The following is a 25935-nucleotide window of genomic DNA, read 5'->3' as shown; positions in this document are numbered from 1 at the left end:
AATGAAATGACATGAAAGAAAGGATGTGATGGATAATGACTAGTCTTACAAAAAGATCTACTGCGTTATTATTAATCCTGAGTATGCTGTTCACGGGTTTGATGGGCTCGAGCCGCGTGCAGGCCGAAGCCGATGCGGAGCCTGCCAACCGAATCGTATTCGAGGATTTCGAGAACGGCGCTCCGGATGAGTTTGTTCTCGATTCCGTCTCAGCCCCATACTCGGTTGTTCAGACGGATGATGGGAATCACGTTTACAGAAATTTTAATTCCAGTGACAAGCAGTATGCTTATTACAAAAAGGATAACTTGCCGGACGATTACAGTGTTGAGGCGGATATAAGTCTTGACTCTTGGGGCGGTCTGACTCCTGCCGTTCCCGGGCTGTTACTGAAGTATGCGGATGCCGACAACTATTATGAAATCGGTTACAAGAAAAGCGGCGGCACAGCTTCCGCCAAGTTCCATATTCGCAAGCGCTATAACCATACGACATCGTATTTGGCGATGAGTGCGCCGACAAGTTTCAATACGAATAAAGTCTACAAGCTGAGGGGTGAAATCGTCGGCAGCCGGATTCGGCTTTATGTAGACGACGTACTAATGCTTGACGTTGTCGACAGCAATAATCCGCTGACATCGGGATACCCGGGGTTGTTCGCGCTGCGGACGAATGTGGATTATGATAATTTCGCGGTGTACGACGCTACGCCTGTGGAAGTGCCGGAAGCTCCGTCCGGCCTGAACATGTCCGAGAAAACGAGTTCAACCGTGACCTTGCGATGGAATCCTTCGCCGAGTGAAGAGGTACAATCGTACCAGCTGTTCAACAACGGGGCTCAGGTTGAAGATGCTACGAGTCCGGTTTTGGATTCCGATACGGACACCTGGAGCGCCACAGCGCGCAATTTGACTCCGGAGACGGCGTACTCCTTTACGGTCAGGTCGGTGGGAAGCAATGGTCTGATATCCGAAGACAGTGCAGCAGTTCAAGTGACAACTGAGGAGGCGGCGGTTGGGCCGGAACCGCCATTCGCTGTTCACGTTATGGAGACGACGAGCACAACTGTCAAGCTGCAGTGGAATCCGTTGCCAAGCTCGGATGTAAGCCAATATGTGATCTACAACGGCGACAGCCCCGCGGTTTCCGTAAGTTCTTCCACTTATGATGCGAATGGCGGTTTATATAGCGCGCTTGTGTTCAATCTGGAGCCTAGCACCGAATATGCCTTTACCATAAGAGCGTATACGATGACTGAGCTGGCCTCTGTGCCGAGCAATGAGGTGATCGTATCCACACCGGCTCTTAGCGGAGCTTCAGCAACCCCGCTGACGGTCGCGGGTTATCGGGCCAGCGGCAGCGATTCCAATATTCCGGAATATGCCATTGACGGCGATATTCAGACAAGGTGGTCGGCGTATGATGACGGGCAATGGATAGAACTGGATCTGGGCTCGGAACAGCTGGTTTCTTATCTGGGAGTCGCTTTCTACCGGGGAGACAATCGCCGCAAGACCATTGATATCGAGGTTTCGAACGACCAGACCAACTGGACCCGCGTATACAGCGGCGACAGCAACGGCACGACGATCCAGGTTGAAGCCTTTGGTTTTGAAGCCGTCACCGCCCGTTATGTACGGGTTGTCGGGCGCGGAGCAAGCGAATGGACAAGCATAACGGAAATTCAGGTTTACCCTCCCCATGTGGACGGGTTTATATTAAGTGATGTGGAGATTCCGCCAACGGGACCGGATCCGGATTCCCCAATTCCGACAAAGGCAGGTCTCTATTATGCGGATGGAACACCGCATGTGCCACATGAGGCTCAGACAGTGACCGGCTCTACGTATAATGTCCTGGACTTCGGCGCCGATCCTGCCGACAACGGAATAGATGACGCTCAAGCTATCCGGTCAGCGCTGGCTGCAGCGGCGCTTGGGGACGAAGTGTATATTCCGAACGGACACTATCAATTAACGAGCACAGATAAGGACGGAGTTACCCATTTCATTATGAAATCCGGCGTGCAGGTGCGCGGCGAGAACCAGGATGGCGTTCTGCTGGTCTCCGACCATGCTAACGAACAGGGAGAATATGCTACGGTTGAAGGCATCGTATTCCGCATGGCCGGACAAAACAATATTAAGATCAGCAACATGACGATTACGTCCAGCTGGGACTTAAATTATTCAACGAATACGTCGGTTGCGAATCCGGATCGGGGCGGACCTAAGCAGATGATCATGATTACCTCCGCTTCCGGCAAACCGTCCTATAACATTATGCTGGACAGACTGACGATCGAGAAGTTTCAACGGATCGGCGTTGTAATTACGAACAGTCATGATGTTATCGTGGAAAATTCGCTTTTTCGCAACGCGACGGACTTAGCCGAGGGCGGAAACGGATACGGCGTTTCCATCGAAGGCAAGTCCAAGGAAAGCCGGCTCGGCAGAGAGGACGACTCTCGTTTCAATGTCGTTCGCAACAACGAGTTTATCGGTCCCTATCTACGTCACGGAACGCTGGCGCATTCTTACACGCATAACAATCTCATTGAAAACAACTACTACTTGAACTCGGCATTAGACGCTATCGATTTCCACGGAGAAGACGAGTATATGAATGAAGTAAGCGGCAACCATATCGTTGGCGGCGGCGAAGCGGCTGTCGGCGTCGGCAATCCGGGCGCTACGCATGATGCCGCGGGACCAGGCAATTACATTCATAACAATTTAATCGAGAATGTGAAGCGGTATGGGGTACAGGTGTATTTGGGATCTCCCGATACGATTATCGAGAATAATACCATTACCGGATTTACGAACGCGGGGAGCCAGGGAATACGTCTGAAAAATGCGCCCGGAACGATTGTGAAGGGCAATCAGATCGTGAACAATACGGCTTCCGACTTCTGGGGCATAATTGCCATGAAAGACGACGGCGATCCGACCAACGCCGGGAACGGCGCAGGCATACCCGAGAATATTGTCATTCAGGACAATCATGTTACGGGGAATACGAATGGCGTTATGATCTCGGACGGCACGAATATTCGTCTCTCCGGTAATGAGATCAGCGGAAATACTGGGATGGATTATGAGAATCAAGTGGCGGTTTCCGAACAACTGCCGGCAACCAAGACGGCAAGCGTACAGAAAAATGCTCAGAACGCCCCGGTTGCGGATCTCTTACAGATTAAAGGCGGAGAAGATAGCGAATCGGCGAGAAGCTATCTGCAATTCGATCTGAATTCCATTGAAGGCAAGCTGGCTACCGCATGGCTCTACGTGTATGGACAAGCGCTGGAGAGCCCTGCTGGAGAGACGGGAGCTGCAACTTCTCTCTATGCAGTGGATAGCAATGACTGGGACAGCGATACAATGCAATGGAATACGTACCAGTCTCCGCCAGAGCTTGGCCAGAAGCTCTCGACTGTGCAGCTGAATAATAACGGCGAGAACGTCTGGTATGTATTCGATGCGACTGTGTTCGTGCAAGAACGTCTGGATGGAGATCGGACGGTATCGCTTGCTTTTGCCCAGGATGCCGATCAAACCGGTTACTTGACGCAGCTATACAATGGACCCGACTCCAGCTATAGGCCTTACCTGCGGGTTGAAACTTACCCTCCCGTCGAACTTGCGGCCGTAGCGGTAACGGCGGATCGTTCGCAGCTGGTGCCGGGCATGACTACCCAACTGCATGTGACCGGCACATACAATACAGGATCGAACGTTTCGTTGGAAAATGCGGACATATCTTTCATAAGTCTGACGCCGGATCTAGTGACTGTTGATAATACGGGCGTGGTTACCGCGCTTCAAGCTGGAGAAGCAACATTGCAGGCAGCTGTCGTCTTGGATGGCGTTGCTCGCACTGGAACGTTCGTTCTTAATGTAACCAATAATCTAGCGATTACTGCGCAGTTGTCGGTCGACTCCACGCTGGGTACAAATACAAAAGATAGAGTACTTGACGGAAGCTTGGAAACCCGGTGGATATCAAACGGCTCCCAAACGCCTTATCTGATGCTGGACTGGACAACGGAGCAAACGATCAACCAAGTGAAGCTGTGGAGCGGACATGTACCGGTTATAGGCTCGGCCAACTGGCATGTCAGAGATTTTGATCTGCAGTTCTTGGAAGACGGAGAATGGAAGACGATAGCCGAAGTCCGAGATAATGATCAGGACGCTTTTTGGGGTCAGTATACGATGTTGAATTTGGAAAACCCCGTCGTGACGACTGCCTTGCGCTTCCATTTTGTCCGTCCGTCATGGGGCAATGGCAATTCGAATGATATGATGGCCAGAATCAATGAGGTGTTTGTCGGCTTCGTCAACGATTAGGAACCATCTCGGCCTAAGTCCTTGTCACGCGGGCTTAGGCCGAAGTTCTGTTATACAGCTGGTTCTATTAAAGTACTCGAATTTACATAGTTTTTCTCGATTTCGTGTTATTTTTTCTGGAAGCCATCAAATTTATACTAGTAGTAGAAAGCGATTACAAACATTGAGAGGGGCATAACAATGAAGAAATACGGGGTAGTCTTGCTGTCTGTTGTATTGCTGCTCGGCTTGCTGAGCGCATGCGGAGGAAATGGAAAGAACAATAATGGCGCCGCAAAGGCAAACAAGGAAAATGCGAACAATACGCCGAGTGCGGAAGTGGCTGCTGAGTCAAAAGATCCTGTGGAGCTTGAGATGTCCGTTTGGGGCAGCGATGCCCAGGTGGCGTTGTATGACGAGCTTGCTGAGGAATACAATAAGCTCCATCCGAATGTGACAGTCAAAACTACCGTGATTCCGTGGGCGGACTACCAGCAAAAACTGGCGATCATGGCAGCGACCAAAACCTCGCCTGATATCGTATGGATCTCAGAGCGCATGATTCCGCAATTTATGAATGGGGGCCAACTGCTGGATATTTCGTCCGTGAAAGAGGATGCGGCTTATGCGTTCGATGATATAATACCATCCACGCTCACTGCATTTGAAAAGGACGGCAAACTCTACGGCATTCCATTCTCTACGCCGCCTCAGGTCGTTTTCTACAATAAAAATCTGTTTGAAGCGAATGGATTGAAGTCGCCAATGCAGCTTTATGAAGAGGGCAACTGGACTTACGATGAGATGGTCAAAGCGTCCGAAGCGATCTCCAAACCGCAGGAAGGGGTATACGGCGTGAAGTTCATACAAAATTCCTCCAACTGGTCTGACAATCTGATTCCATTGATTTGGGCGATGGGCGGCGAAATCTTCAACGAAGACACAACGCAATTCGCTATGAACACGCCGGAGACGGCCAAAGCGATCAATCTTTTTAAAGGGCTGCTCGAAAAGAAAGCGCATCCAAGCATTGGCGAGCAGTTAACTTTCGATACAGGTAAGCTTGGTATGGCGTTTGAGAACGTTACTCGTACAAGCGCTTACCGTGACAAAGTCGATTTCGAATGGGATATTGCTCCGCTTCCGGAAGGCGACCATGGCGTCAAGATGCCTATTGGCTTTGGAGGCTATTCTATCTTCAAGGACGCAGAGTATCCGGAAGAAGCATTGGAATATTTAAAATTTATAAGTAATAAGGAAAATGCAGCTAAAGTAGCCGAGTTTTTTGTGCCGCAGAGAGAGTCTGTTCTGTACTCCGATGAGTATCTGAACAAGTTCCCGTTCCCGACTGTTGAAACGATGAAAGTGGCTGCGTACGATCGGTTGGCCGAAGGTACAATCCGGCCTTCCCATCCGAACTGGGTCAAGATTGACGAGCAGGTGACATTAAACCTGGACGCGATTTTGCTCGGTTCCACGACAACCGAGCAAGCGTTGAAAATTATGGAAGACAGCATTAATCCTCTATTGAAGTAACCCTCCAGAACGATGGAGCATTGCGAGATCGCCATATGAACAATAGGGTGATCTCGTATATTAAAGGGAGGGTTTCGTCATATTCACAACAGGAGGTGGGCGCAAATGGCCGGAGGTAAGCCAGCAGGTTTAGCAACTTTGAAATCAAAAGAAATGTGGATGGGATATTTGTTTATACTGCCTATTGTGGCGGGATATTTAATCTTTCTGTTTGGCCCGATCGTTTACGCTTTCGTGATGAGCTTTACGAATTGGTCGTTATTTGGAAATACGGCGTATATTGGTTTGGATAACTATATTTACGCCATGCGCGATGATCCTGTCTTCTGGGATACGGCCGTGAATACCGTATATTTCTCTGCGGGCTTGGTCCCGCTGAACATTGTATTATCGCTTTTGCTGGCCATGCTGTTGAAACGGAAAATATGGGGTATCGGCTTGTTTCGGACCGCGATCTTTACGCCGGTAGTCGTTTCCCTCGTGGTTTGGGGGATCGTATGGAAGTTTATTTTCTCTACGGACGGTGGATTAGTCAATCTGCTGATCCGAACGTTTGGCGGAACGGAGATTCCCTGGCTTTTCTCGGAAACTTGGACGATGCCTACCGTTATAGTGGTCAGTGCGCTTAAAGGTGTGGGCATGAACATGGTCATCTTCCTGGCCGCTCTGCACGATGTGCCGAAGGATTATTACGAGGCTTCCAAAATTGACGGCGCTTCACGCTGGGAAACCTTTAAATCCATTACACTGCCAATGATTACGCCAGCCGTATTCATGGTAACGATAATAACCGTTATCGGTTCTCTTAAAGTGTTCGGACAAATCTATGTGATGACAGGCGGAGGGCCGGGAACAAGCACGTACGTGATGGTCTTCTACATTTTCAAACAAGCGTTCCGCTCCTACGAATTCGGTTATGCATCGGCACTGGCATTTATTTTGTTCAGCATTATCCTGGTTCTGACTTTGATACAGTGGAAACTAAGAAAGAGATGGGTACATTATGAACAATAAAAAGATAACATCCAACCTTGCATCCTATCTGGTTCTAACAATCGTTTCCTCCATCGTGTTGTTTCCTTTTTTTTGGATGGTCAGCACATCCTTGAAGACGGAATCCGAGGTGTTTCTATTTCCGCCCCAGTGGATACCCGCAGCTTGGGAATGGATCAATTATATTCGCGTGTTTACGGAAATGCCGTTTCATCTCTACTTTTTTAATAGTATGTATATCGCGGTGCTCGTCACGGCAGGCACTTGTTTCTTGTCCGCATTGGCAGGCTATGCGTTTGCCAGATTGCACTTTCCATTCAAAAACGCGATCTTTCTGTTCCTGCTCAGCGGGATGATGATTCCTACCGAAGTTACGGCCATTCCTTTATTCAACTGGATGTCAAACCTCGGATTCATCGATACGCATATTCCTCTGATTCTTCCGCCAATGCTTGGATCGGGAGGGATGTTCGGCGTATTTCTCGTACGTCAGTTTCTAATTACAGTTCCTATTGAACTGGATGAAGCAGCCAAAATGGACGGGTGTTCGCCGTGGCGCACGTTCAGGTCGATTATGCTCCCGATCGCCACGCCCGCATTGGCAACCGTAAGCATCTTTACATTCATGAATAGCTGGAATGAGTTTTTTGAACCGCTTATTTATTTAAATACGAAGGAATTGTTCACGTTGCCGATCGGCTTATCCATGCTGACTACGGATGCCGGCGTGGACTGGCCGCTGCTGCTTGCCGCTTCGACCATAGCAACTGTCCCGATTCTGGTCGTTTTCTTCCTGGCTCAAAACAAGTTTATTGAAGGCATTGCCAACACGGGCTTGAAATAATGCGTTTTCTCCAAAAAGGACTGCCAAAGATCAGGACAAGATCAATGGATATTGAGGGAAAGCGAAGAATATAGCTGAAAAGTTTGGATCAATAGGAAATTGGATGTAGGAAAAAGGAATGATACCTAATATAAATGTAGTAATTTTCACATGCGAACGTCAGCCCAATAATGGACTGACGTTTGTATTTTGCAGCTACTTCGAAACGAAAAAAAGGCATATGTTAACAGTCTGTAGGTTAAAGAGGCTTTTGCTCCGTTAAGATTGAATAAGTCCGCTGGCCATTGCTTCAACCCTGCTTATTTGAGCGTAATACTGTAGTTCTGCAATGTCTGACGCTGTGACTCGTGAGGAATTCGCTGTAATGCTGATGAATGCACTAATACCGCAAGAAAAGGAAGCGCTACTTACTTTTATAGATGCAGCGGAAATCAGTTCTTGGGCTCAGAAAGCAGTCGTGCAAGCGGTACAATCAGACTTGATCAAAGGTAATGAGGATGGTGCTTTCCGTCCACATGACGATATAACACGTGCAGAGATGGCGTTAATACTCGCAAACGCTTCGGGTAAGTCTACAGGGGAGTATGGATCAAGTTTTGGAATAAGAAAAAACGGCGGATCCGAACATGATAGTTTTCTACATTTGATCAGAACGAGGCAGCCCTCAATCACCACATTAGGGCTTTTTTTCATACACACAGGATTCATGAAAAACTCTCGGCTTCTTTCGCAACGATGTGCCTACATGCAACGACTATTATCGTGTAGGGACATTTCGAAAGGAGCACACGGAATGGCAAGAGCAAGGGTTTTGAAAATTAGTGAACACATCCCCACTACGTGGGAGGGGACGTTAGAGCAATTCATGTCATGGAAGAAGGCGCAGGGGCTTAGTAAACAAACGCTAGATGACTACAAGCGTCATGTCAGTCAGTTCTATAATCGATATTCTGCACGAATGAAGGCGGCTCGTTGACTTGTTACACTTGGGGTGACCGTATGGAAATATACTCTAAGAAGCTAGGGGCGAAAATCATTCCATATAACCTTCGACACTCCTATGCGATTGGCTTTCTTCGTGGCGGGAGCGACATGAAGGAACAACATGCAATGGCTTCACCATTGAACAGACTCATGCCTATCAAGAAAAGGGCAGGGAAAAGAGGTTGAACTTATTACGCCCCTTTACAGGGGCTTTTTTGTTTTGAGTTAATAAATGGTGTGGGATTTCACTGCATACTTTTGCCTTACAAGAGTCAGACTAGGCAGGGGTGACTGTGAATTGTGAAAACTAATCGCAAAGTTGTAATCGCTTTTTTAGCTTTCTTTGTTATCGCTTCGTCCTTCAAGGTGTCTTCTAATGCTTATGAATCCATCAATCCGAACATCAATGAGTCTGACAATCAGGTGGATGTACTTGAAAAGAGGTTGAAGAACCTAGAACCAATCGAACCGACACAAATGAATGAACTCCCTTCTCAATTGGAGGAGGAAAAACTCTATCCATCTCAGACAGTCAGCATATTAGAAGTGATACATAATGGAACACAAATTCCTTGTAAGGTAATAAAAGAATTGCCTGAGTACAAAAGACCTGTTTACGATAAAACTTGGCATAGCACTTATTGGGGAGGTAGATGGAGTTACATTCCGACGAGAATGTACTATGCTCTGCACAGATTATTTACAACTTATGATATTGGACTTTCGGGACAGCTACAATTTCAGGGGAATGTTGGTATTGATTTTCCGATTTTTCAAAGTGAAACAGCACTCGATTTGTATATGGTGGTGTTCCAAACTACTGTTAGCAAAGTCTATACAAAAGGCAATCAAATAATAGTGGTGGGTAAGCCCAAAAGAACTGGTGTTGAAGTAATAACTATTACTACAGGAGATATTCAACCTTCCAATAAAGAAGAAATGTTGCTTGTACAGTTAGCAACTGATTCAGGTTATGAAATTGATTATTCACTAATTTCGTATGTTCCTCCTGATTTTTGGTTAAAGCAAAAGCAAAAACAAAAACAAAAACATAAGCATCAATGACCTTTTGAAGGTCTTGTACGCACAGCCTCTCAGAAAAAAATTGTACGGAGCAGACGAGGGAACTCTGACGAAACAACAAAAAGCGTTCGCTAGGCGCACTGGGTGGGGTCTATTTAGAAGCCCGTACAAGCCCTGTAAGATATGTTGTATCAAGCTGAGCGTTCGTTACTTATTAACGCACGAATGAACGCTTCTTGGGAAAGCCCGGATTTTTTAACTTAATTGATCAGATGCTTTTACTCCTTTTCATTCAGTCGTACAATAATCGGAATTGCTCGTTTTCCACCGGCCGACGAGGAAAGCTAAAAAGGCCATCCTTGTGGACAGCCTTTCTTTACAAAATGTCGAATCCATCGGCCATCTTCCGTCAGGTTTTCAAAGCACGACTGATCAGCCTAGCTCTTTGCGGATTTGGCACCCAGTCCGCGCAACCACTGTACCAAATCAGTGGCAGCACTGCGCCTAGCAGCGTCTAGGGGAGTAAGGCCGTCCCACACTGCAATCCAGTTCAGATCAGCCTTTCGGTCGAGCAGGTATTCGGCAGCACTTCGTTGTCCGCCGTGGCAAGCACACCAGAACGCGACGGTCACTTCGTCCGGAGGTGAAGGATGTCCCACTCCCCAAGGGTATCGCTGTGAAAGCAAATCCCCGGCGAAGTGGGCCTCCATAGCGTCAAGCAGACCTAGTGCACCCGCATGCCAAAGAGCGATCTCAGCTCCACGCTCAATCAACCTGTGTGCCGCCCGCCATTGTGCGAACGCCACTGCGTTGTCCAGTGGCGTTCCACCGGCTATGACAGCGCCGGAGGACTCGATGTCGGCACCGAAATCGAGAAGCATGTCAAGCACTTCGACGTCATCGCAGCTCGCAGCCCAATGAAGTGGCGTCTCGCTGTGCGGTCCGGTGAATCGAGCATTCACCTCGGCACCGGCCTCTATCAACGCGGCGACAGTTGCTGCATTGTTTGGGAAATGTCCGGGCCAATCGGTTACAACATGCAAGAGAGTACGCGATTCCCCGTTGCTTTTGCAGTCGTCGTCGATTCCCGCAATTCTTGACGTGGCCAGCCCAGAATTCTCAGCAAGTAGCCGCTTTAGCGACGGAACATCGCCAGTATGAATCGCTTTAACCACGGAAATAACCAGCGGGTTGTCTTTAGATAAAAAAGATATGTTCTTCTCATCGCACATAAGATAAATGCCCCCCCGTTCTTGCTCTATCGCACCGGCCACCAGTAGTCCTGTCTGCAGCCTACAATATATTCGACATAAACCGTTTGGTCTTTTATCTGGATAGACCAGATACCACTTCTCCACAAAAATCTTATGGTATTTGCTCAGGAGAATAATCTCAGCTTTGAGGAAACAGGATACGTTCCCACATATAAGACAGTGTCTGGATCGCTTCCATCAGTTTGTTTTTCGTCCGACGTAACACGGCACGTCTAGCCAGCCGATCCGCCTCGACAGCCAGCAGTTTTTCACGCAGCCTCAACATTATCTCGCGCCGGGAAAACACTTCGATGTCCATCGCGACAAGATCGCCTTCGCTGTTTTTGGTCAAATACACCGCTCTCCGGAGGATTTGCATAACTCAGTAAGTGCATTTAAATTATGTTGAATGCTTGCGGAAGCTTTGATGAGCATACCACGCCTTCCTCTTATAGCAGTATGTTGACTGTAGTATAACCTCTTTGTGCTATGCCTTCAATTTCACTTCTCTACTACACGATATCCAGTTTGCCACATGGAGCGTTCATATTGCCTCAATCTCCATTTCATCTCATCATTCACATCTTTCCGTACTGGGCGGTTTGTCAGAAATCAAAAGCGCGGGGGAGAGCCAATCTAAGTGAACAACGTTTCCTGGGGGAAGAACCGTTGAAGTTACCTCCAAAATTGTAATATCTGAGCATACGTTTTTTGATTACACTGGGTAACTCCTTTTCTATTCTTCTACAGGGTTAACGTCAATTTGATCAACGATAAACTCATTTTTGTCACGATTAAATGTATAGGTGGCAGTAAATTCACATGCTGTAATGGGGGAAGTACCCACCGAGCCTGTGAAATTTAATTTGATTTTTTGCTCTTCGACATAATAAATAATGATGGCTCCGAAACCTAATTCCGATTGATCATTCTTTTGGCACTGACTTGTCCAAACTACATCCTGATAACAAAACACTTCCCACCAGCATTAACACAGCAATTTCTTTTTCAAAGCCATATTCTCCTTTCGTCAAATTATATCAAAGCAAGTGAACCGATGAATGACATTAGATTAACCTTATTTACGGCTGCCGTATGGGTTCACCCCCGTTCTCGGCATCCTTTAAGGCTAAAACATCGTACATCTTCTCTCTTATGAAAGAAGAGTAGTACGGTTCTTTTTCGTTACTTTTTAAAAAGTCAATTTGGTGTAAATACACACTTTTTGTTTTACGAAATTCTTTAGAAGGTTTAATTTTCGACAAATATTTCACCTCTACAATCATAGTTGTGAAGGAAAATAAACATTTATTCTATTATGAAGGAATTCCTACGAACAGGAGAAGCAGATGAATTCTATGATTGAGTATCTATGGTTCGATTTGGGCTACACCTTGGTCAAGACAGACAGGGAAGAAGTGTATCAGGACACCCTGAAGGTATTTCAGATCAACAAATCGCGAGCCGAAATTACACTCGCCTATCATCGGACGGACAAGTTGTTTATGCGGGAATACCAAGGCGTGTTAGGCAAGGATGGTCGGGTATATCAGCCGTGGTATATCGGATGTCTCAATTATTTTTTGGGAGTGTCGCTGCCGATTGATGATGTGATTGCAGCTCACCGGAACGTGACCGCCCCGGGGAAGCTTCATTGGAAAGCTTTTGATTACACCATCCCCACACTTCGTTCCTTGAGGCAAAAGGGTTATCGGCTCGGGTTGATCTCTAATTGGAATGAAACCGCCAGAGAGGTGTTGGCGGACAACCGGCTTGAAGAGGAGCTTGATGAGATCATAATCTCTTCAGAGGTTGGAATTGAGAAGCCGGACCCTGCGATATTTGAATTCGCCTTGGCGAAAGCAGATGTGACAGCCAAGCAATCGCTGTATATCGGAGACAATTATTATGATGATGTCAAGGGCTCGCAGAAAGTTGGGATGGAGTGTCTGCTGATTAACCCTTATGGCAGTCAAGGCATTGAGGAACTGAACTATTCTCAGGTTATTACCAGTATTCAAGAGGTGGCTTCTTATCTTGAACTTATGAAGTCATCCGTCCCAAAGGGGCAGCTTATAAATTAATTCATTGGAGCCGGCAGAATGACAACGATTATTGAAAGAATTGAGCAGCATTTCGAATCGCTGAGCCCGGGACAAAAAAGCGTGGCTCATTATATTCAGACCCATGTTAAGGAGGTTGCCCTGCAGTCTGCGCAGCAAATTGCAGCGAATTCCGGTGTCAGCGAAGCAACCGTGCATCGGCTGGCAGTGGCCTTATCTTATTCGGGCTACTCGGTCATGCGCAAGGACCTGCAGAAGTTCGTGCTGAAGGAACAACACACCGTCAAGAGTGATGTCCGCTTAGCAATATATCAGGATAATACTTGGCTGGAAAAGCATTTCGAACAGGAAATTGAAAATATTCGTCAAACCATGTCCAATACCGATAAGGCACAAATCGAGTCGGCTGCCCAGATGCTGCTTGGAGCCAAACGAATCTGGGTTGTTGGCTGGCGGCTTGGCCTATCTGTGACCGCATTTTTGGCATATGTCCTGCGGTACATGCTGGGAAACAGTGAACTAATACCCCAGGGTGGCGTGGCTGAATACGTCTCGTATATTGAGCCGGATGATGTCATCTTCGCCAGCGGATTTCCAAGATATTGTCCAAGAACCCTGAAAGTAATCCGGATTGCCCGGGAACGGGGGGCCAAAGTAATTGCCATTACGGATTCCAGTTTGTCCCCCTTTGCCAAGCTTTCCGATCTGGTCTTGCTTGGCTCCTGCAAATCGGAAGGCTTGCTGGAATCCTATACCGCTTCATTGTCCGTCGTTAATGCCATTATTAATGAAATTGCTTATTTGGATAAAGGGCGTATTCAGCATAATATCGAGAAGATGGATATCTCACTGAGAGAATTCCGTGACCGTTTTGATTGGACAGATAGAGCAGATTGACCTATCTCACAGGTTGTCTAAAACAATGAGGAGGCATTCCCTTTGAAAACTCTAAAAAAATCATTCACTGTAGGACTATCTTCGCTTACCGTATTTGCAGTTATTTTATCCGGTTGTGGTGGCGGGAAAGCGCAAAGTGACGGGGCGGCCAACCCATCTGCATCCACTGCCAATCCATCCGCTGCAGCGGGGGGAACATCAAACAAGATGGAGGGGGGGACGGTACGGGTTGCCATGTCAACCGAACCGGATAACCTGGATCCGTATTTATCGGCAGCAACGGATACCAACGCTATGATGGACAATGTATTTGACGGCCTGTTCGAGGTCGGAGAAGCGGGCACACTTACGCCGGCAATTGCGGAATCCTATGAAGTATCCGAGGATGGCCTGAAGTATACATTTCACCTGAGACAAGAGGTGAAGTTCCATGATGGTTCCGATCTGACTTCCGCGGACGTACATTCTTCCTATGCTAAATTGGCTGGACTGGACGGGAAGGAGCCGCTTTCCTCTAAATTCTCTGCTGTCCAAAGTGTAGAGACGCCGGACGAGTATACAGTAGTCGTTACTTTAAAAACGGTTGATGCAGCTTTCTTGTCAGCCAATATTGCTGCCATTGTACCGGAAAATTATGAGCAGCAAAGCACCAAGCCAATTGGAGCAGGACCCTTTAAGTTCACCGAATATCAATCGGGTCAAAAGCTCGTTCTTGAGAAAAATGAACAGTTTTATGATAAGGATCGTGCTCCGGTGCTGGATCGGGTAGAATTTCAGTTCATGCCGGATCAGAATTCCGCGGTGTTGGCGCTGCAATCCGGTAATATTGATATGGTTCCGGGAGTCAGCGCTCAGGGCGCAGCCCAACTGGGCGATACATTCAATCTGGTGACCGGCCCGCAAAATATGGTGCAACTGATGGCACTTAATAACACAGTTGCACCGCTTGACAATGAAAAGGTCCGCCAGGCGATCAACTATACCATTGACAAAGATGTGATTATCCAGACAGTAGCTGAAGGTCAGGGAACGAAGCTTGGCAGTAATATGAGTCCGGCCATGGCGATGTTTTACCAGGAAGGGTTGGAGAATTATTACACTCCGGACTTGGAGAAGGCTAAGAAATTATTGTCCGAGGCCGGTTATGCCCAAGGATTCGATCTAGCGATTACGGTCCCTTCCAATTATCAGATGCATGTAGATACTGCACAAGTGATTGCAGAGCAGTTGAAGCCAATTGGCATTCAGGTTTCCATTAAGCAAATCGAATGGAGCAGTTGGCTGGAGAATGTATATGGCAACGGCGAATACGAAGCGACAATTATTGGCTTGACAGGAAAAATAGATCCGAATGAGGTATTAGGCAGATATGAGAGCACGTATAAAAAGAACTTTTATCATTACAAAAACAATGCTTATGATGCTCTTTTAAAGCAAGCCCGGACGGAGATGAATGAAGAGAAACGGTCAAAATTGTATAAAGAAGCGCAAAAGATGTTAACTGAACAGGCTGTGGCGGTTTATATTATGGATCCGAGCCGTACAACGGCCATGGCCGGCAATCTGGAAGGATTCAAAATTTATCCGGTTCAAAAGTTTGATTTTGCAGAAATGTATTATACGCAAAAATAAGGCTGGGAGGATATAACCTTGCGATTCTATATCCGAAAACTGGTGATGTTCGTATCCACGATACTGCTTGTATCGGTCATCACATTTCTGGTGTTCCAGATTCTGCCCGGAGATCCAGCGGAAATTATATTGGGGGTGGATGCTGACCCGCACCAAATCGCCGCGTTGCATGAGGCTATGGGGCTTGACCGCCCCGCCGCTGAACGCTACTTGAGCTGGATTGCGGACACAACCACAGGTGATTTTGGCGCCTCGCTAAAATACCAGAGACCTGTTGCGGATTTATTGATGGAACGCTTGCCTGTTACATTGTCGCTGGCTGTATTCGCCTTGGGGTTGACTGTTATAATTGGTCTTCCCCTTGGCATTTATATCACAAGAAAAGATGGGAAGATGTCGGCACTCATCACTTCGATTTTAACTCAACTGGGCGTGTCGATTCCTTCTTTTTGGATGGCATTTATTCTAATCCTGTTGTTCTCGGTAACCCTTCGGTTGTTCCCAACCTATGGGTATATACCGTGGAGTGAAAGTCCGGCAGGGGCAATCCGTTCGCTTTTTTTGCCTTCATTGGCACTTGCGATTCCCGGGATTGCCGTCGTCATCCGGTATTTGCGCAATACATTACTGGACCAGTCCCGGATGGATTATGTCCGTACAGCCAGAAGCAAGGGTCTGCGCGAACGGGCGATTATGTATAGACACATTTTGCGTAACGCATTGATTCCGGTGATTACCATTCTTGGGCTGCTAATTGCCGATACACTAGGCGGCAGCATTGTCGTTGAAAATGTATTTGCTTTGCCGGGCTTAGGGAATTTGCTGATTACTTCTATAGGCAGCCGGGATATGCCACTTGTTCAGACGTTAGTGTTATATATTGCAGTTATTGTGGTCAGTATCAATTTGATTATTGATATTCTCTATAAAATGATTGACCCACGGATTCAAATGAAAAGGTGAATGAGATGAATATAAAGTCATTTACAAAAAGCAAACCTTTAGTCGCTGGAGCTTTTCTCGTAGCTATACTCCTGTTGTTTATGCTGGTTGGTTTGTTCTATACCCCCTATGAGCCCAACGCCATGAACACCGGTATGAGGTTGGCACAACCGCAAGCTGATTATTGGTGGGGAACTGATAATTTCGGCCGGGATATTCTTAGCCGCATTATGGAAGGAGCTCAGACAGCATTTCTGGTTGGCTTTACCTCCGTTTCAATCGGACTGTTTTTTGGGGTGCTCATCGGCGCAATTGCCGGATATTTTGGCGGCTGGCTGGATGAAATCATTATGCGGGTCATGGATGCTATGTTGGCTTTCCCCGGCATTTTGCTGGCAATCATGTTGGTTTCAGTATTTGGTCCCGGGTTGAAGAATACCATCATATCACTTGGAATCATGGGAATTCCTTCATTTTCACGAATTGCCCGCAGTGGCTTTATGCAGTATAAACAGTTTGATTTTGTCAAAGCCTCCATTGCCAAAGGTGCTGGTGCATTACGAATTATCTTTAATCACATTTTACCCAATATGGTATCGCCGCTTATTGTCGCGGCTTCATTGAACTTTTCAGGCTCTATTCTGGCCGAAGCAGGCCTCAGCTATCTGGGTCTTGGTGTTCAGCCGCCTGATCCCAGCTGGGGCAGGATGTTAAATGAAGCGCAGCCGTTCATCATGAGTGCGCCATGGTATGTGACGATTACCGGTGTTGTTATTACTCTTATGGTACTTGGATTTAATCTCCTTGGTGATGGAATTCGTGATTTATATGATAAAAAGAGTTAAAGAGGAGGCAGAGGTCATGAGTCCGGCTTTGCTCACCATGGAGGATGTCGAGGTAGCCTTTACAGTTGGCGGCAAATCTTATCCTGCATTGCATCACATTACACTGGAGATTCAAAAAAATGAGGTGCTTGGCATTGTAGGGGAGTCTGGTTGTGGAAAAAGCTTAACCGCTCTTTCTATCATGGGTTTGCAGCCAGAAGCTGCTCAAATGACCCGAGGCCAATTTTTTCTTGGCGGCACGAGCCTGGCAGGACTGTCGGAGGAAGCCTGGCAGGATATCCGGGGCAAGCGGGTCTCGATGATTTTTCAGGACCCCATGACAGCATTAAATCCGCTGATTCCGGTTGGGAGGCAAATTGCCGAGACATTAAAAACACATACAAACCTATCCAAAAAAGAAGCGAGACAGCTTACGCTGGAAATGATGCGCAAGGTTGGCTTGTCCAGAGTAGAGCAGCTTTATGATGAGTATCCACACCGTCTGTCGGGAGGAATGAGGCAGCGGGTCATGATTGCAATGGCCCTGGTCTGTAAGCCGCAATTGCTTATTGCGGACGAGCCTACCACCGCCCTGGATGTGACGATTCAGGCGCAAATCTTGGATTTGCTGAGAGGGCTGAACAGGGAGACCGATACGGCAATATTGTTTATTTCCCATGATCTTGGTGTCATCCGGGAAATGTGTGACCGGGTCATTGTGATGTATGCCGGATATATAGTTGAAGAGGCTCCGGCCGAAGAAATAATAACGAAGCCGCAACATCCATATACAAAGGGGTTGCTGCACTCCCTCCCCGATATTAGCAAACGGGGTCAGCCATTGTATACCATTCCCGGCCGGGTACCTCCGCTTCATGAGCGCAAGGGCGGTTGTCCCTTTGCCGGCCGTTGCGGGCATGTTCTGCCTGAATGCACATCGGTGGTTCCGGAATTGGGTGAGGTGGCCGTCAATCACAAAGTCCGCTGCCATCTGTACACACAGCAAAACTGAAAGGAGCAGAAGATAAATGCTGGTTAAAGTAGATGCGCTCACCAAGCATTATTCCGTCCCAAAACAGAAGCTGCTGGAAGAAAAGCAGGTCGTTAAAGCGGTTGACGGTATCTCTTTTGACATTCGTGAAGGGGAGACTTTTGGGTTGGTAGGAGAAAGTGGCTGCGGGAAATCTACGACAGGCCAGATGATGGTCAAATTGCTTGAAGCCAGCAGCGGCAGTATCTGCTATCAAGGTAAGAATCTTGCAGGTCTATCGAAAAAAGCAATGAATTCATTGCGGCGTGAGCTGCAAATTGTTTTTCAAGACCCGTATTCCTCCCTTAATCCCAAGAAAAAGATTGGCTGGCTGCTGGAAGAGCCATTGATTATTCATCGCATGGGAGATAAGAGAATACGTCAACGTCTAATTGCCGAGGTGCTTGAGCAGGTTGGGATGGATCAAAGTTATATGAACAGGTATCCACACGAACTAAGCGGCGGACAACGCCAGCGGATTGGCATTGCTTCCGCACTGGTGCTGAATCCCAAATTTATAGTCATTGATGAAGCCGTCTCCGCACTTGACGTCTCAGTTCAATCTCAAATCCTCAATTTGTTGAAGGACCTGCAGCGTCAACGCAATCTGACCTATTTGTTTATTTCGCATGATCTAAATGTTGTACAGTACATGAGTGATCGTGTGGGTGTCATGTATTTAGGAAAGTTGGTCGAAATATTTGATGTCAATCCCACTGAATACACACCGGTACACCCGTATACTAAAGCCTTATTTTCAGCGGTACCTACTGTATCGGGTGAAAGAAGAGAACGAATTGTATTGACCGGAGAAATGCCAAGCCCCCTTCAACCTCCCTCCGGCTGTGCATTCCATCCGCGTTGTCCGCATGTGAAGGACAAATGCAGCATGGATGTTCCTGAGTTAACCGTATATGATGTTGGTCATCAGGTTAGTTGCCATTATTATAGAGAGGAAGTAAAGGTATGAGGATTGGCATCATTTCAGATTTGCACGTGGACGTCAATGAGCTGCCCAATGAGCCATTTATTGAAGAGGTCTTATTGGAAAAGGTAAAGCAGGCTGCGTTGGATGCGCTCATCATTGCCGGAGATATTTCAAATGATATGAATCGCAGCCTGGATGTGCTGCATATGCTGCGGGACAATACCGGTATTCCAGTGTTGTTCGTACCCGGAAACCATGATTATTGGAGTAAAACAAATGGGATAACTAATACCTGGGAAATATACAAAGAGTATCAGACATTTGATGGCTGCCTATGTGAGCGCCCTTTTAGGCTAAATGACGATTGGGTGATCATTGGAAATTCCGGCTGGTATGATTACACCATGGGAGAAGCCAATTATACATTTGCAGATTACGAGGCTATGCATGCCATGGATCGAACCTGGCAGGATAGCTTATACGTACAGTGGGGAAGTGGAAACCAGGAGATCCATCGGTTTTTTTACGAATGCCTGGAGCGTGAACTGGAGCAATACCAGGGCAAAAACATCATTATGGTGACTCATATGTTGACTCATCCGTTTTTTAAAGTTCCGCTGCCCAATAAGCAATGGGAATACTTCAATGCTTTTCTGGGGAGTACGGAATATCTGAACCTGTGCCGCAAATACAAGGTACGGTACAGCATTATGGGCCATGTACATTACCGCAAGCAACATCGGGACCAGGGCACCGAGTTCATCTGTGCTTGCTTGGGCAACCGCAGCGAATGGAGAACTTCGGATGCCGGTACGGAAATTGAAAATACGATGAGAATTGTGGAGCTATAACAACTAAATAAGCTTTGAGGTTTACTGTCATCCATGTTGCGACCGAAGCCGCAGCGTAATGGCAGTTCCCTTTCCCTTTCCCGGTCTCGACTCGATATCCATCTCTCCGCCAAGATACCCGATCTGGCTGTTAACTGAGATGAGTCCAAGGTGTCCGCCATCCATGGAACCGATCAGGAAGCCACCCGTTGGGGATTCACCTCTCCCTGGTCTGCCAGTTCCTCTTGGTGCGTTGAAATTCCTTATGGAGTCCGGCTAGCAGCTTGGCACAGCAGTTGGACCGATTCTGTGCAAATGTCGTCAATCAGCACTTTCTCCTCCGCCGAGAACATGGACAAATTACGCTTGGGTCCCATGCACAAATAGCCTTCGCCTCCATTCTCCACAGGACTAGCAAGGGCAGCGACATATTCAAAATCGAAATCTGTTTCCAATAAGCTTCGATCCATCCACCGTGCGTCATCGGCGGTTGCAAGGTTCTTATATTTGCCTGTGCCATGGATAACCGGACGTGAACCTTGTTCTTCCCTCCAGATGACGCAAAGCCCCTCCACATCCACAATATGGTGCAGCATCTCACCCAGCAAGCTGAGAATATCCCGGATATTCCGGTTCTTTGCCGCGCCTTCAACAATACCTAGAAATTTCTAATTCATGTGTAGAGCGGTTTTGAAAAAATGGTATGATTCTCATGTGTACTATGAAGCGGAATGGTGGAGAAAAATCGATGCATCATTTATTAATTATCGAAGATGATATTGCTTTAAGCAATGGCATCGTCCTTGCCCTCAAAGACGACAATGTCAAATTTGTACAGGCCTATACCATTGATGTTGCTAAGAAAAAGATAGAGTCTGTTATCTTTGATTTAGTGATTCTTGATATTAACTTGCCGGATGGCAGCGGACTTGAACTATTGGCCGAACTGCGCAGAATAACGGCTGTGCCGGTCATTGTGCTGACTGCCAATGATCTGGAAACGGACATTGTCACCGGCTTTGAACTGGGCGCCGATGACTATATCACCAAACCCTTTAGTCTAATGGTCTTGCGTGCACGGATAGGCGTTCAATTGAAGAAGCCCCGACATCATCTTGCAGACACCGTTTTGCTGGAGCATTTCTCCTTTTGTTTTGACAAGATGGTGTTCAGCAAAAACGGTGCTGCTGTCGAGCTTAGCAAAACCGAACAGAAATTGCTCCGCATTCTGATCGAAAATCGCGGCCAGACTGTTTCCCGCTCCGAGCTGGTGGACAGAATCTGGACGGATGGAGGGGAATATGTGGACGAGAACGCCTTGTCGGTAACGATAAAAAGGCTGCGTGACAAGCTGGAGGATACCCCATCCTCTCCGGTGTACATCAAAAATGTGTATGGCATCGGCTATACCTGGGCCGTTAAATGATATGACCATGCTCAATTATATGTGTATTGGAATTGCCGCTGCTGCTGTATTCCTTGCTGTGATTGTGATTCTCGCATACCGCAGTAGGATCGACAGAACCTTGAAAAGCATTGAGAACATGATCGATACGGCGATTGACGGCAGCTTTGCGCAGGGGGTTTATGACGAATCCGTTGTATCGGCTGTGGAAGCCAAACTGGCTCAATTTCTGGCGATCTGTTCCGTGTCCTCTAACCATTTGCTTGCCGAAAAAAATAAAATAAGCGGGCTGATCTCCGACATTTCGCATCAAACGAAAACGCCCATCGCCAATATTCTGCTCTATTCCGAGCTGCTTGGCGAATGCGAATTGCCGCAGGAAGGCTCCACTTGTGTAAAGGCTCTTTCCGCACAAGCTGAAAAGCTCCATTTTCTGATCCATTCCCTGATTAAATCCTCCCGCCTTGAAACAGGTATCATTACGGTATCCCCAAAGCCGGAATCTGTGCAGAAGCTGCTCGATACCGCGCTGGAGCAAGCCATGCCGAAAGCGGACAGCAAAGGGATCAAGGTTGTGAAGGAGCATACCTCCGTCCATGCCAGCTTTGACCTGAAGTGGACAGCAGAAGCTGTTTATAACATTTTAGACAATGCAATAAAGTATACGGAAAGTGGCGGAAGCATGAGCTTGAAAGTTGTCCCTTATGATTTATTTTGCCGGATTGACATTACTGATACCGGGATGGGGATTGCTGAACAAGAACAAAGCCAAATCTTTCTTCGCTTTTACCGCTCACCGGATGTCGCAGAGCAGGAGGGCGTAGGGATCGGATTATTTTTGGCCAGGGAAATTATAGCGGCCGAAGGTGGATACATCAAGGTTTCGTCGCGGCCCGGTGTGGGCTCCACCTTTTCGGTTTTTCTGCCTATGGAGCAGTAAATCTTTCAACACTGTTAGATTTCTGAAAGATCGTAGAAAGATCATTTTGGTATAGTCTGTATTGCAGAGTACTGTGATACAGACTATTTCTTTGGGGGAAAGCAATATGACCATATTGAAGACGAAGGAACTAAAAAAATGTTACGGCAGCGGAGATACTGCCGTCCATGCCCTAGACGGCGTAAATTTTGATGTGGAAAGCGGCGAATTTGTCGCCATCATCGGTACATCCGGCAGCGGCAAGTCAACTCTTCTGCATATGCTGGGCGGGCTTGACCGTCCGACAAGCGGCAGCGTCACTGTGGACGGCAAGGAGATCTTCTCCCTGAAAGACGAGGAGTTGACTATTTTTCGCAGAAGAAAGATTGGCTTTGTTTTTCAAAATTACAACCTGGTACCGGTCCTGAATGTCTATGAGAACATTGTATTGCCCATTGAACTGGACGGCAAAGAACCGGACAAGGCTTATGTAGAGAAGATTGTCGGCACTCTGGGGCTGGACAAAAAAATGCTTAATCTGCCGAACAATCTTTCCGGAGGGCAGCAGCAGCGGGTAGCCATTGCCCGGGCACTGGCGGCGAAACCGGCCATTATTTTGGCGGATGAACCGACGGGGAACCTAGACAGTAAAACAAGCCTGGATGTTATGGGCCTGCTCAAGGTTAGCAGCCTGCAGTTCCGCCAAACCATAATTATGATTACCCATAACGAGGAAATTGCCCAGATGGCCGACCGCATTATCCGCATTGAGGATGGCAAAATCACCAGCGGTGATGCCAAATGATTAAAGTAAAGAACAACAAAGCCATTCGCAACTTATCCGGTAAAAGCTTCAAAATGAACAAACCCCGCAACCTTATTGCCATAATCGCTATCGCGCTGACAGCATTGCTGTTTACAACACTCTTTACCATGGCACTTGGGGCTGTGGAGAACTTCCAGCGGGCAACGATGCGCCAGGCCGGTGGAGATGGTCATGCTGTACTTAAATACATTACCGATGAGCAATTTGACCGCGTAAAAAGTCACCCGCTGATTAAAGAAATTGCCTATGGTCGTGTGTTAAGCGAAAACGTTGTGAACAGAGAGCTTTTAAAGCGCCATGCGGAGTTCTGGTATTACGACGATGTGGCGCTGAAGCTTGGATTAATCGAGCTGGCTGGCGGACATAAGCCTGTGGCCACAAATGAGGTGATGGCCGACTCCAATACCTTGCAGCTGCTGGGTGTTCCCCTGAAACCTGGCGCAACCGTAACCTTGAATCTTGACATCCGGGGCAGCGGCGAGGTGGTGCAGCGCGACTTTGTTCTCTCCGGCTGGTGGGAGAGCGATCCGGTCTTTAATGCTGGTCAAATCCTTGCTTCCAGAGCTTATGTCGATGCCCATACAGCGGAGCTCAAGAATACCTACAAGGAGAACCGTATTTCAACAGGCGTAATTTCTGCCACGATTATGTTTGGCAACAGCCTGGATCTGGAGAGCAAGCTTCATAAAGTGATTACCGAGAGCGGTTATTCCCTTGACAAGAAGGCGCCTAACTATATGGGCGGCAATGTCAATTGGTCTTATCTATCAAGCAATTTCGGCATGGACCCGGGTACAATCGTGACGATAACTTCCGGGCTGCTGCTTGTCACTTTTACCGGCTACCTGATCATCTACAATATTTTCCAGATTTCAGTAATTCGGGATATCCGCTTTTACGGTTTGCTGAAGACGATCGGCACCACCGGCAAACAAATCCGCCGCATCATCCGCAGACAAGCGTTGATCCTGTCAGTCATCGGAATTCCGATTGGACTCCTTGCCGGATTTTTTGTTGGCAAATCACTTGTTCCGCTTATACTGCAAACGGCGAACGCCAACACGTTCTCTAACACTACGGTAACGGTCTCGCCCAGTCCATGGATTTTTATCGGGTCGGCCTTATTTGCCTTGATTACTGTGCTGATCAGCACGTTCAAGCCGGGCCGGATTGCCGGTGCCGTGTCCCCGGTAGAGGCTGTGCGATTTTCAGACAGAAACGTCAAAAAACACGCTATACTCAAAAAGTCAACCGGCGGCGCCAAAATGCCCCGTATGGCTCTCTCCAACCTGGGGCGCAATAAAAAGCGCACTGTGCTGGTCGTGTTGAGTTTATCGCTCAGTCTTATCCTCCTGAACACAGCGTTTACCCTGTCCCGGAGTATAGATATGGACAAGTATTTGTCTCAGTTCCATGATACTGACTTTATCATTGCACATGCCGAATATTTTCAAATCCCCTATTTCAGCGGCCCTGAAAATGAAGTTTCGGAGAGCTACATTCAGGCTGTACAGGCACAGCCTGGTTTTGAAGAAGGTGGGCGATTATACGGACATCCATCGGCACTTACAGTGGATACTGCCAATCCGGGCGCAGCATTAATCCAGGACATAGTTCCCGATGCCGCCGGCAACTTTTTTTCAGACGTATATGGACTTGAAGAGCTGCCACTGCATCTGTTGAAACAAATTGACGGAGAGCTGGATGCAGACAAATTAAACTCCGGTAAATATATCCTTGAAGGAGTCGTATTGGACGACAACGGCAGGCCGGAAATGGAAACGGCAAACTATAAGGTGGGCGAGAAGGTTATTCTTCATAATTACATAGCTCCGGACAAGGCTGGCTTGACCAAAGAGCTTCACACTTATGAATTCACTGTTATCGGTCATGTTGGTATTAAAGTCACCAATACGAATCGGACGTTAGGGACATACACCTTTTATCTTCCGGCGGATGTCTATAAACCACTGGTGGAACAGCCCGCCGTGATGAGCTATGTCTTCAACGCAGCCGACGATCAGGAGCAGGCAATAGAGGAATTTCTGAAGGGCTATACGGAAATCAGGGAACCGGTAATGAACTACTCCTCCAAGTTAACTTCAAAGCAAGAGCTATCCGGCATGCAGAACACCGTTCAGATGATCGGCGGTACACTCAGCATAATTATTGGCCTGATCGGTATCCTCAACTTTGTCAACGCCATTCTGACCAGCATCCTGACCCGCCGCCGGGAATTTGCCATGCTGCAAAGCATCGGGATGACACAGAAGCAACTGCGGAGCATGTTAATCTATGAAGGGCTGTATTATGTTATCGGCACCAGCCTGTTTTCCATTCTCTTCGGGATCGTATTTTCTGTGGCCGTTGTGAAACCACTTTGCAGCATGATGTGGTTTCTGAGCTATCAGTTTATTATCTGGCCGCTGCTGGCCGTACTGCCTTTCCTGTTGATCCTTGGCGTCATCATTCCATTGGCGGCTTATTCTACGGCCAACAGGCAAAGCATTGTGGAGCGGCTGCGTGAAGCGGAGTAATTGCTGACGGGAAAAGAAAACTGATAAACAGCTAACCAACTGAACAGAGTGATTATAAGAGGCGGCCTTATCCGGTATTGTACCCGGTATGGCCGTCTTTTGCATTCCGGAAAGGATCAGCGAAACGTAAATTTTTTT

At 47.4% G+C, this 25935-nt stretch carries 23 protein-coding genes; 18 read left to right on the top strand and 5 right to left on the bottom strand.

Features of this window, described 5'->3' with window-relative positions; genetic code table 11:
• The first annotated feature begins 35 nt into the window (after nucleotides 1-35).
• From IEY53_RS27445 to IEY53_RS27420, 6 genes are all read left to right on the top strand, one after another.
• Complete coding sequence (locus IEY53_RS27445) at nucleotides 36-4352, top strand: discoidin domain-containing protein (protein WP_189030671.1); 4317 nt, start codon at nucleotides 36-38, stop codon at nucleotides 4350-4352.
• A 180-nt stretch (nucleotides 4353-4532) separates the two neighbouring features.
• Nucleotides 4533-5867, top strand: coding sequence for an ABC transporter substrate-binding protein (locus IEY53_RS27440; protein ID WP_189030669.1), 1335 nt, complete (start codon nucleotides 4533-4535; stop codon nucleotides 5865-5867).
• A gap of 105 nt (nucleotides 5868-5972) precedes the next feature.
• Nucleotides 5973-6881 carry a carbohydrate ABC transporter permease gene (locus tag IEY53_RS27435; protein ID WP_211296342.1) on the top strand — a complete coding sequence of 303 codons (909 nt, stop codon included), beginning with the start codon at nucleotides 5973-5975 and terminating at the stop codon, nucleotides 6879-6881.
• Nucleotides 6871-7704, top strand: coding sequence for a carbohydrate ABC transporter permease (locus IEY53_RS27430; protein WP_046230501.1), 834 nt, complete (start codon nucleotides 6871-6873; stop codon nucleotides 7702-7704). Before IEY53_RS27435 ends, IEY53_RS27430 begins: the two co-directional genes overlap by 11 nt.
• Before the next feature lie 364 nt (nucleotides 7705-8068).
• The gene (locus IEY53_RS27425; protein WP_189030667.1) at nucleotides 8069-8680 is read left to right on the top strand and encodes an S-layer homology domain-containing protein; all 612 of its coding nucleotides are present in this window, start codon (nucleotides 8069-8071) and stop codon (nucleotides 8678-8680) included.
• Nucleotides 8681-8988: 308 nt separating this feature from the next.
• A complete protein-coding gene (locus IEY53_RS27420; RefSeq protein ID WP_229696392.1) occupies nucleotides 8989-9753 on the top strand; it encodes a hypothetical protein in 765 nt (254 codons plus the stop codon).
• Nucleotides 9754-10148: 395 nt separating this feature from the next.
• On the opposite strand, the gene IEY53_RS27415 is transcribed toward IEY53_RS27420, so the two are convergent.
• The 3 genes from IEY53_RS27415 to IEY53_RS27405 form a co-directional block, all read right to left on the bottom strand.
• Nucleotides 10149-10943, bottom strand: a complete 795-nt coding sequence (locus IEY53_RS27415; RefSeq protein WP_189030666.1) for an ankyrin repeat domain-containing protein — start codon at nucleotides 10941-10943, stop codon at nucleotides 10149-10151.
• A gap of 160 nt (nucleotides 10944-11103) precedes the next feature.
• Nucleotides 11104-11316 carry a hypothetical protein gene (locus IEY53_RS35400; RefSeq protein ID WP_229696391.1) on the bottom strand — a complete coding sequence of 71 codons (213 nt, stop codon included), beginning with the start codon at nucleotides 11314-11316 and terminating at the stop codon, nucleotides 11104-11106.
• A 384-nt stretch (nucleotides 11317-11700) separates the two neighbouring features.
• On the bottom strand, nucleotides 11701-11940 hold the full coding sequence (locus IEY53_RS27405; RefSeq protein ID WP_189030664.1) for a hypothetical protein: 240 nt from the start codon (nucleotides 11938-11940) through the stop codon (nucleotides 11701-11703).
• 373 nt (nucleotides 11941-12313) lie between these two features.
• Between IEY53_RS27405 and IEY53_RS27400 the strand changes: the two genes are divergently transcribed.
• Genes IEY53_RS27400 through IEY53_RS27365 form a run of 8 tightly spaced genes read left to right on the top strand, consistent with a single transcriptional unit; the run spans nucleotide 12314 to nucleotide 20131 of the window.
• Nucleotides 12314-13048, top strand: coding sequence for an HAD family hydrolase (locus tag IEY53_RS27400; protein WP_229696390.1), 735 nt, complete (start codon nucleotides 12314-12316; stop codon nucleotides 13046-13048).
• Nucleotides 13049-13066: 18 nt separating this feature from the next.
• On the top strand, nucleotides 13067-13924 hold the full coding sequence (locus tag IEY53_RS27395) for a MurR/RpiR family transcriptional regulator (protein WP_189030662.1): 858 nt from the start codon (nucleotides 13067-13069) through the stop codon (nucleotides 13922-13924).
• Nucleotides 13925-13966: 42 nt separating this feature from the next.
• Nucleotides 13967-15556, top strand: coding sequence for an ABC transporter substrate-binding protein (locus IEY53_RS27390; RefSeq protein WP_189030660.1), 1590 nt, complete (start codon nucleotides 13967-13969; stop codon nucleotides 15554-15556).
• A gap of 18 nt (nucleotides 15557-15574) precedes the next feature.
• Nucleotides 15575-16519: an ABC transporter permease gene (locus tag IEY53_RS27385; protein WP_189030658.1), complete on the top strand. Its 945-nt coding sequence runs from the start codon at nucleotides 15575-15577 to the stop codon at nucleotides 16517-16519.
• Between the two features lie 5 nt (nucleotides 16520-16524).
• Complete coding sequence (locus IEY53_RS27380) at nucleotides 16525-17343, top strand: ABC transporter permease (protein ID WP_189030720.1); 819 nt, start codon at nucleotides 16525-16527, stop codon at nucleotides 17341-17343.
• Nucleotides 17344-17359: 16 nt separating this feature from the next.
• Nucleotides 17360-18334 (top strand): ABC transporter ATP-binding protein, encoded by a 975-nt coding sequence (locus IEY53_RS27375; protein ID WP_189030656.1) that lies wholly within the window; start codon nucleotides 17360-17362, stop codon nucleotides 18332-18334.
• A 16-nt stretch (nucleotides 18335-18350) separates the two neighbouring features.
• Nucleotides 18351-19322, top strand: a complete 972-nt coding sequence (locus tag IEY53_RS27370; protein ID WP_189030654.1) for an ABC transporter ATP-binding protein — start codon at nucleotides 18351-18353, stop codon at nucleotides 19320-19322.
• On the top strand, nucleotides 19319-20131 hold the full coding sequence (locus IEY53_RS27365) for a metallophosphoesterase (protein ID WP_189030652.1): 813 nt from the start codon (nucleotides 19319-19321) through the stop codon (nucleotides 20129-20131). The genes IEY53_RS27370 and IEY53_RS27365 overlap by 4 nt, the downstream gene beginning before the upstream one ends.
• 27 nt (nucleotides 20132-20158) lie before the next feature.
• Here the strand turns inward: IEY53_RS27365 and IEY53_RS27360 are convergent, their stop codons facing one another.
• Both IEY53_RS27360 and IEY53_RS27355 read right to left on the bottom strand, forming a co-directional pair.
• On the bottom strand, nucleotides 20159-20296 hold the full coding sequence (locus tag IEY53_RS27360) for a hypothetical protein (RefSeq protein WP_189030650.1): 138 nt from the start codon (nucleotides 20294-20296) through the stop codon (nucleotides 20159-20161).
• 77 nt (nucleotides 20297-20373) lie between these two features.
• Nucleotides 20374-20706, bottom strand: coding sequence for a hypothetical protein (locus IEY53_RS27355; RefSeq protein WP_189030648.1), 333 nt, complete (start codon nucleotides 20704-20706; stop codon nucleotides 20374-20376).
• Between the two features lie 152 nt (nucleotides 20707-20858).
• Between IEY53_RS27355 and IEY53_RS27350 the strand changes: the two genes are divergently transcribed.
• From IEY53_RS27350 to IEY53_RS27335, 4 genes are all read left to right on the top strand, one after another.
• Complete coding sequence (locus tag IEY53_RS27350; RefSeq protein WP_189030646.1) at nucleotides 20859-21536, top strand: response regulator transcription factor; 678 nt, start codon at nucleotides 20859-20861, stop codon at nucleotides 21534-21536.
• Between the two features lies 1 nt (nucleotide 21537).
• Complete coding sequence (locus IEY53_RS27345; protein WP_189030645.1) at nucleotides 21538-22455, top strand: sensor histidine kinase; 918 nt, start codon at nucleotides 21538-21540, stop codon at nucleotides 22453-22455.
• 106 nt (nucleotides 22456-22561) lie between these two features.
• Nucleotides 22562-23239 carry an ABC transporter ATP-binding protein gene (locus IEY53_RS27340; RefSeq protein WP_189030644.1) on the top strand — a complete coding sequence of 226 codons (678 nt, stop codon included), beginning with the start codon at nucleotides 22562-22564 and terminating at the stop codon, nucleotides 23237-23239.
• Entirely contained in the window at nucleotides 23236-25797 is a 2562-nt protein-coding gene (locus tag IEY53_RS27335; protein ID WP_189030643.1) for an ABC transporter permease, read from the top strand. The genes IEY53_RS27340 and IEY53_RS27335 overlap by 4 nt, the downstream gene beginning before the upstream one ends.
• Nucleotides 25798-25935: the final 138 nt, after the last annotated feature.

The organism is Paenibacillus albidus (genome assembly GCF_014644435.1).
Taxonomy (GTDB): Bacteria; Bacillota; Bacilli; order Paenibacillales; family Paenibacillaceae; genus Paenibacillus_AQ; species Paenibacillus_AQ albidus.
This window is presented reverse-complemented; position numbering and strand designations above follow the sequence as displayed.

What these genes read in the sequence shown, in the direction of transcription:
- IEY53_RS27355 (WP_189030648.1), bottom strand. Translation starts at nt 20,706, where the DNA reads ATGCTGCACCATATTGTGGATGTGGAGGGGCTTTGCGTCATCTGGAGG.
- IEY53_RS27350 (WP_189030646.1), top strand. Translation starts at nt 20,859, where the DNA reads ATGCATCATTTATTAATTATCGAAGATGATATTGCTTTAAGCAATGGC.
- IEY53_RS27370 (WP_189030654.1), top strand. Translation starts at nt 18,351, where the DNA reads ATGCTGGTTAAAGTAGATGCGCTCACCAAGCATTATTCCGTCCCAAAA.
- IEY53_RS27335 (WP_189030643.1), top strand. Translation starts at nt 23,236, where the DNA reads ATGATTAAAGTAAAGAACAACAAAGCCATTCGCAACTTATCCGGTAAA.
- IEY53_RS27425 (WP_189030667.1), top strand. Translation starts at nt 8,069, where the DNA reads ATGCTGATGAATGCACTAATACCGCAAGAAAAGGAAGCGCTACTTACT.
- IEY53_RS27440 (WP_189030669.1), top strand. Translation starts at nt 4,533, where the DNA reads ATGAAGAAATACGGGGTAGTCTTGCTGTCTGTTGTATTGCTGCTCGGC.
- IEY53_RS27340 (WP_189030644.1), top strand. Translation starts at nt 22,562, where the DNA reads ATGACCATATTGAAGACGAAGGAACTAAAAAAATGTTACGGCAGCGGA.
- IEY53_RS27415 (WP_189030666.1), bottom strand. Translation starts at nt 10,943, where the DNA reads ATGTGCGATGAGAAGAACATATCTTTTTTATCTAAAGACAACCCGCTG.
- IEY53_RS27365 (WP_189030652.1), top strand. Translation starts at nt 19,319, where the DNA reads ATGAGGATTGGCATCATTTCAGATTTGCACGTGGACGTCAATGAGCTG.
- IEY53_RS27435 (WP_211296342.1), top strand. Translation starts at nt 5,973, where the DNA reads ATGGCCGGAGGTAAGCCAGCAGGTTTAGCAACTTTGAAATCAAAAGAA.
- IEY53_RS27395 (WP_189030662.1), top strand. Translation starts at nt 13,067, where the DNA reads ATGACAACGATTATTGAAAGAATTGAGCAGCATTTCGAATCGCTGAGC.
- IEY53_RS27400 (WP_229696390.1), top strand. Translation starts at nt 12,314, where the DNA reads ATGAATTCTATGATTGAGTATCTATGGTTCGATTTGGGCTACACCTTG.
- IEY53_RS27445 (WP_189030671.1), top strand. Translation starts at nt 36, where the DNA reads ATGACTAGTCTTACAAAAAGATCTACTGCGTTATTATTAATCCTGAGT.
- IEY53_RS27430 (WP_046230501.1), top strand. Translation starts at nt 6,871, where the DNA reads ATGAACAATAAAAAGATAACATCCAACCTTGCATCCTATCTGGTTCTA.
- IEY53_RS27375 (WP_189030656.1), top strand. Translation starts at nt 17,360, where the DNA reads ATGAGTCCGGCTTTGCTCACCATGGAGGATGTCGAGGTAGCCTTTACA.
- IEY53_RS27345 (WP_189030645.1), top strand. Translation starts at nt 21,538, where the DNA reads ATGACCATGCTCAATTATATGTGTATTGGAATTGCCGCTGCTGCTGTA.
- IEY53_RS27380 (WP_189030720.1), top strand. Translation starts at nt 16,525, where the DNA reads ATGAATATAAAGTCATTTACAAAAAGCAAACCTTTAGTCGCTGGAGCT.
- IEY53_RS27360 (WP_189030650.1), bottom strand. Translation starts at nt 20,296, where the DNA reads ATGGATGGCGGACACCTTGGACTCATCTCAGTTAACAGCCAGATCGGG.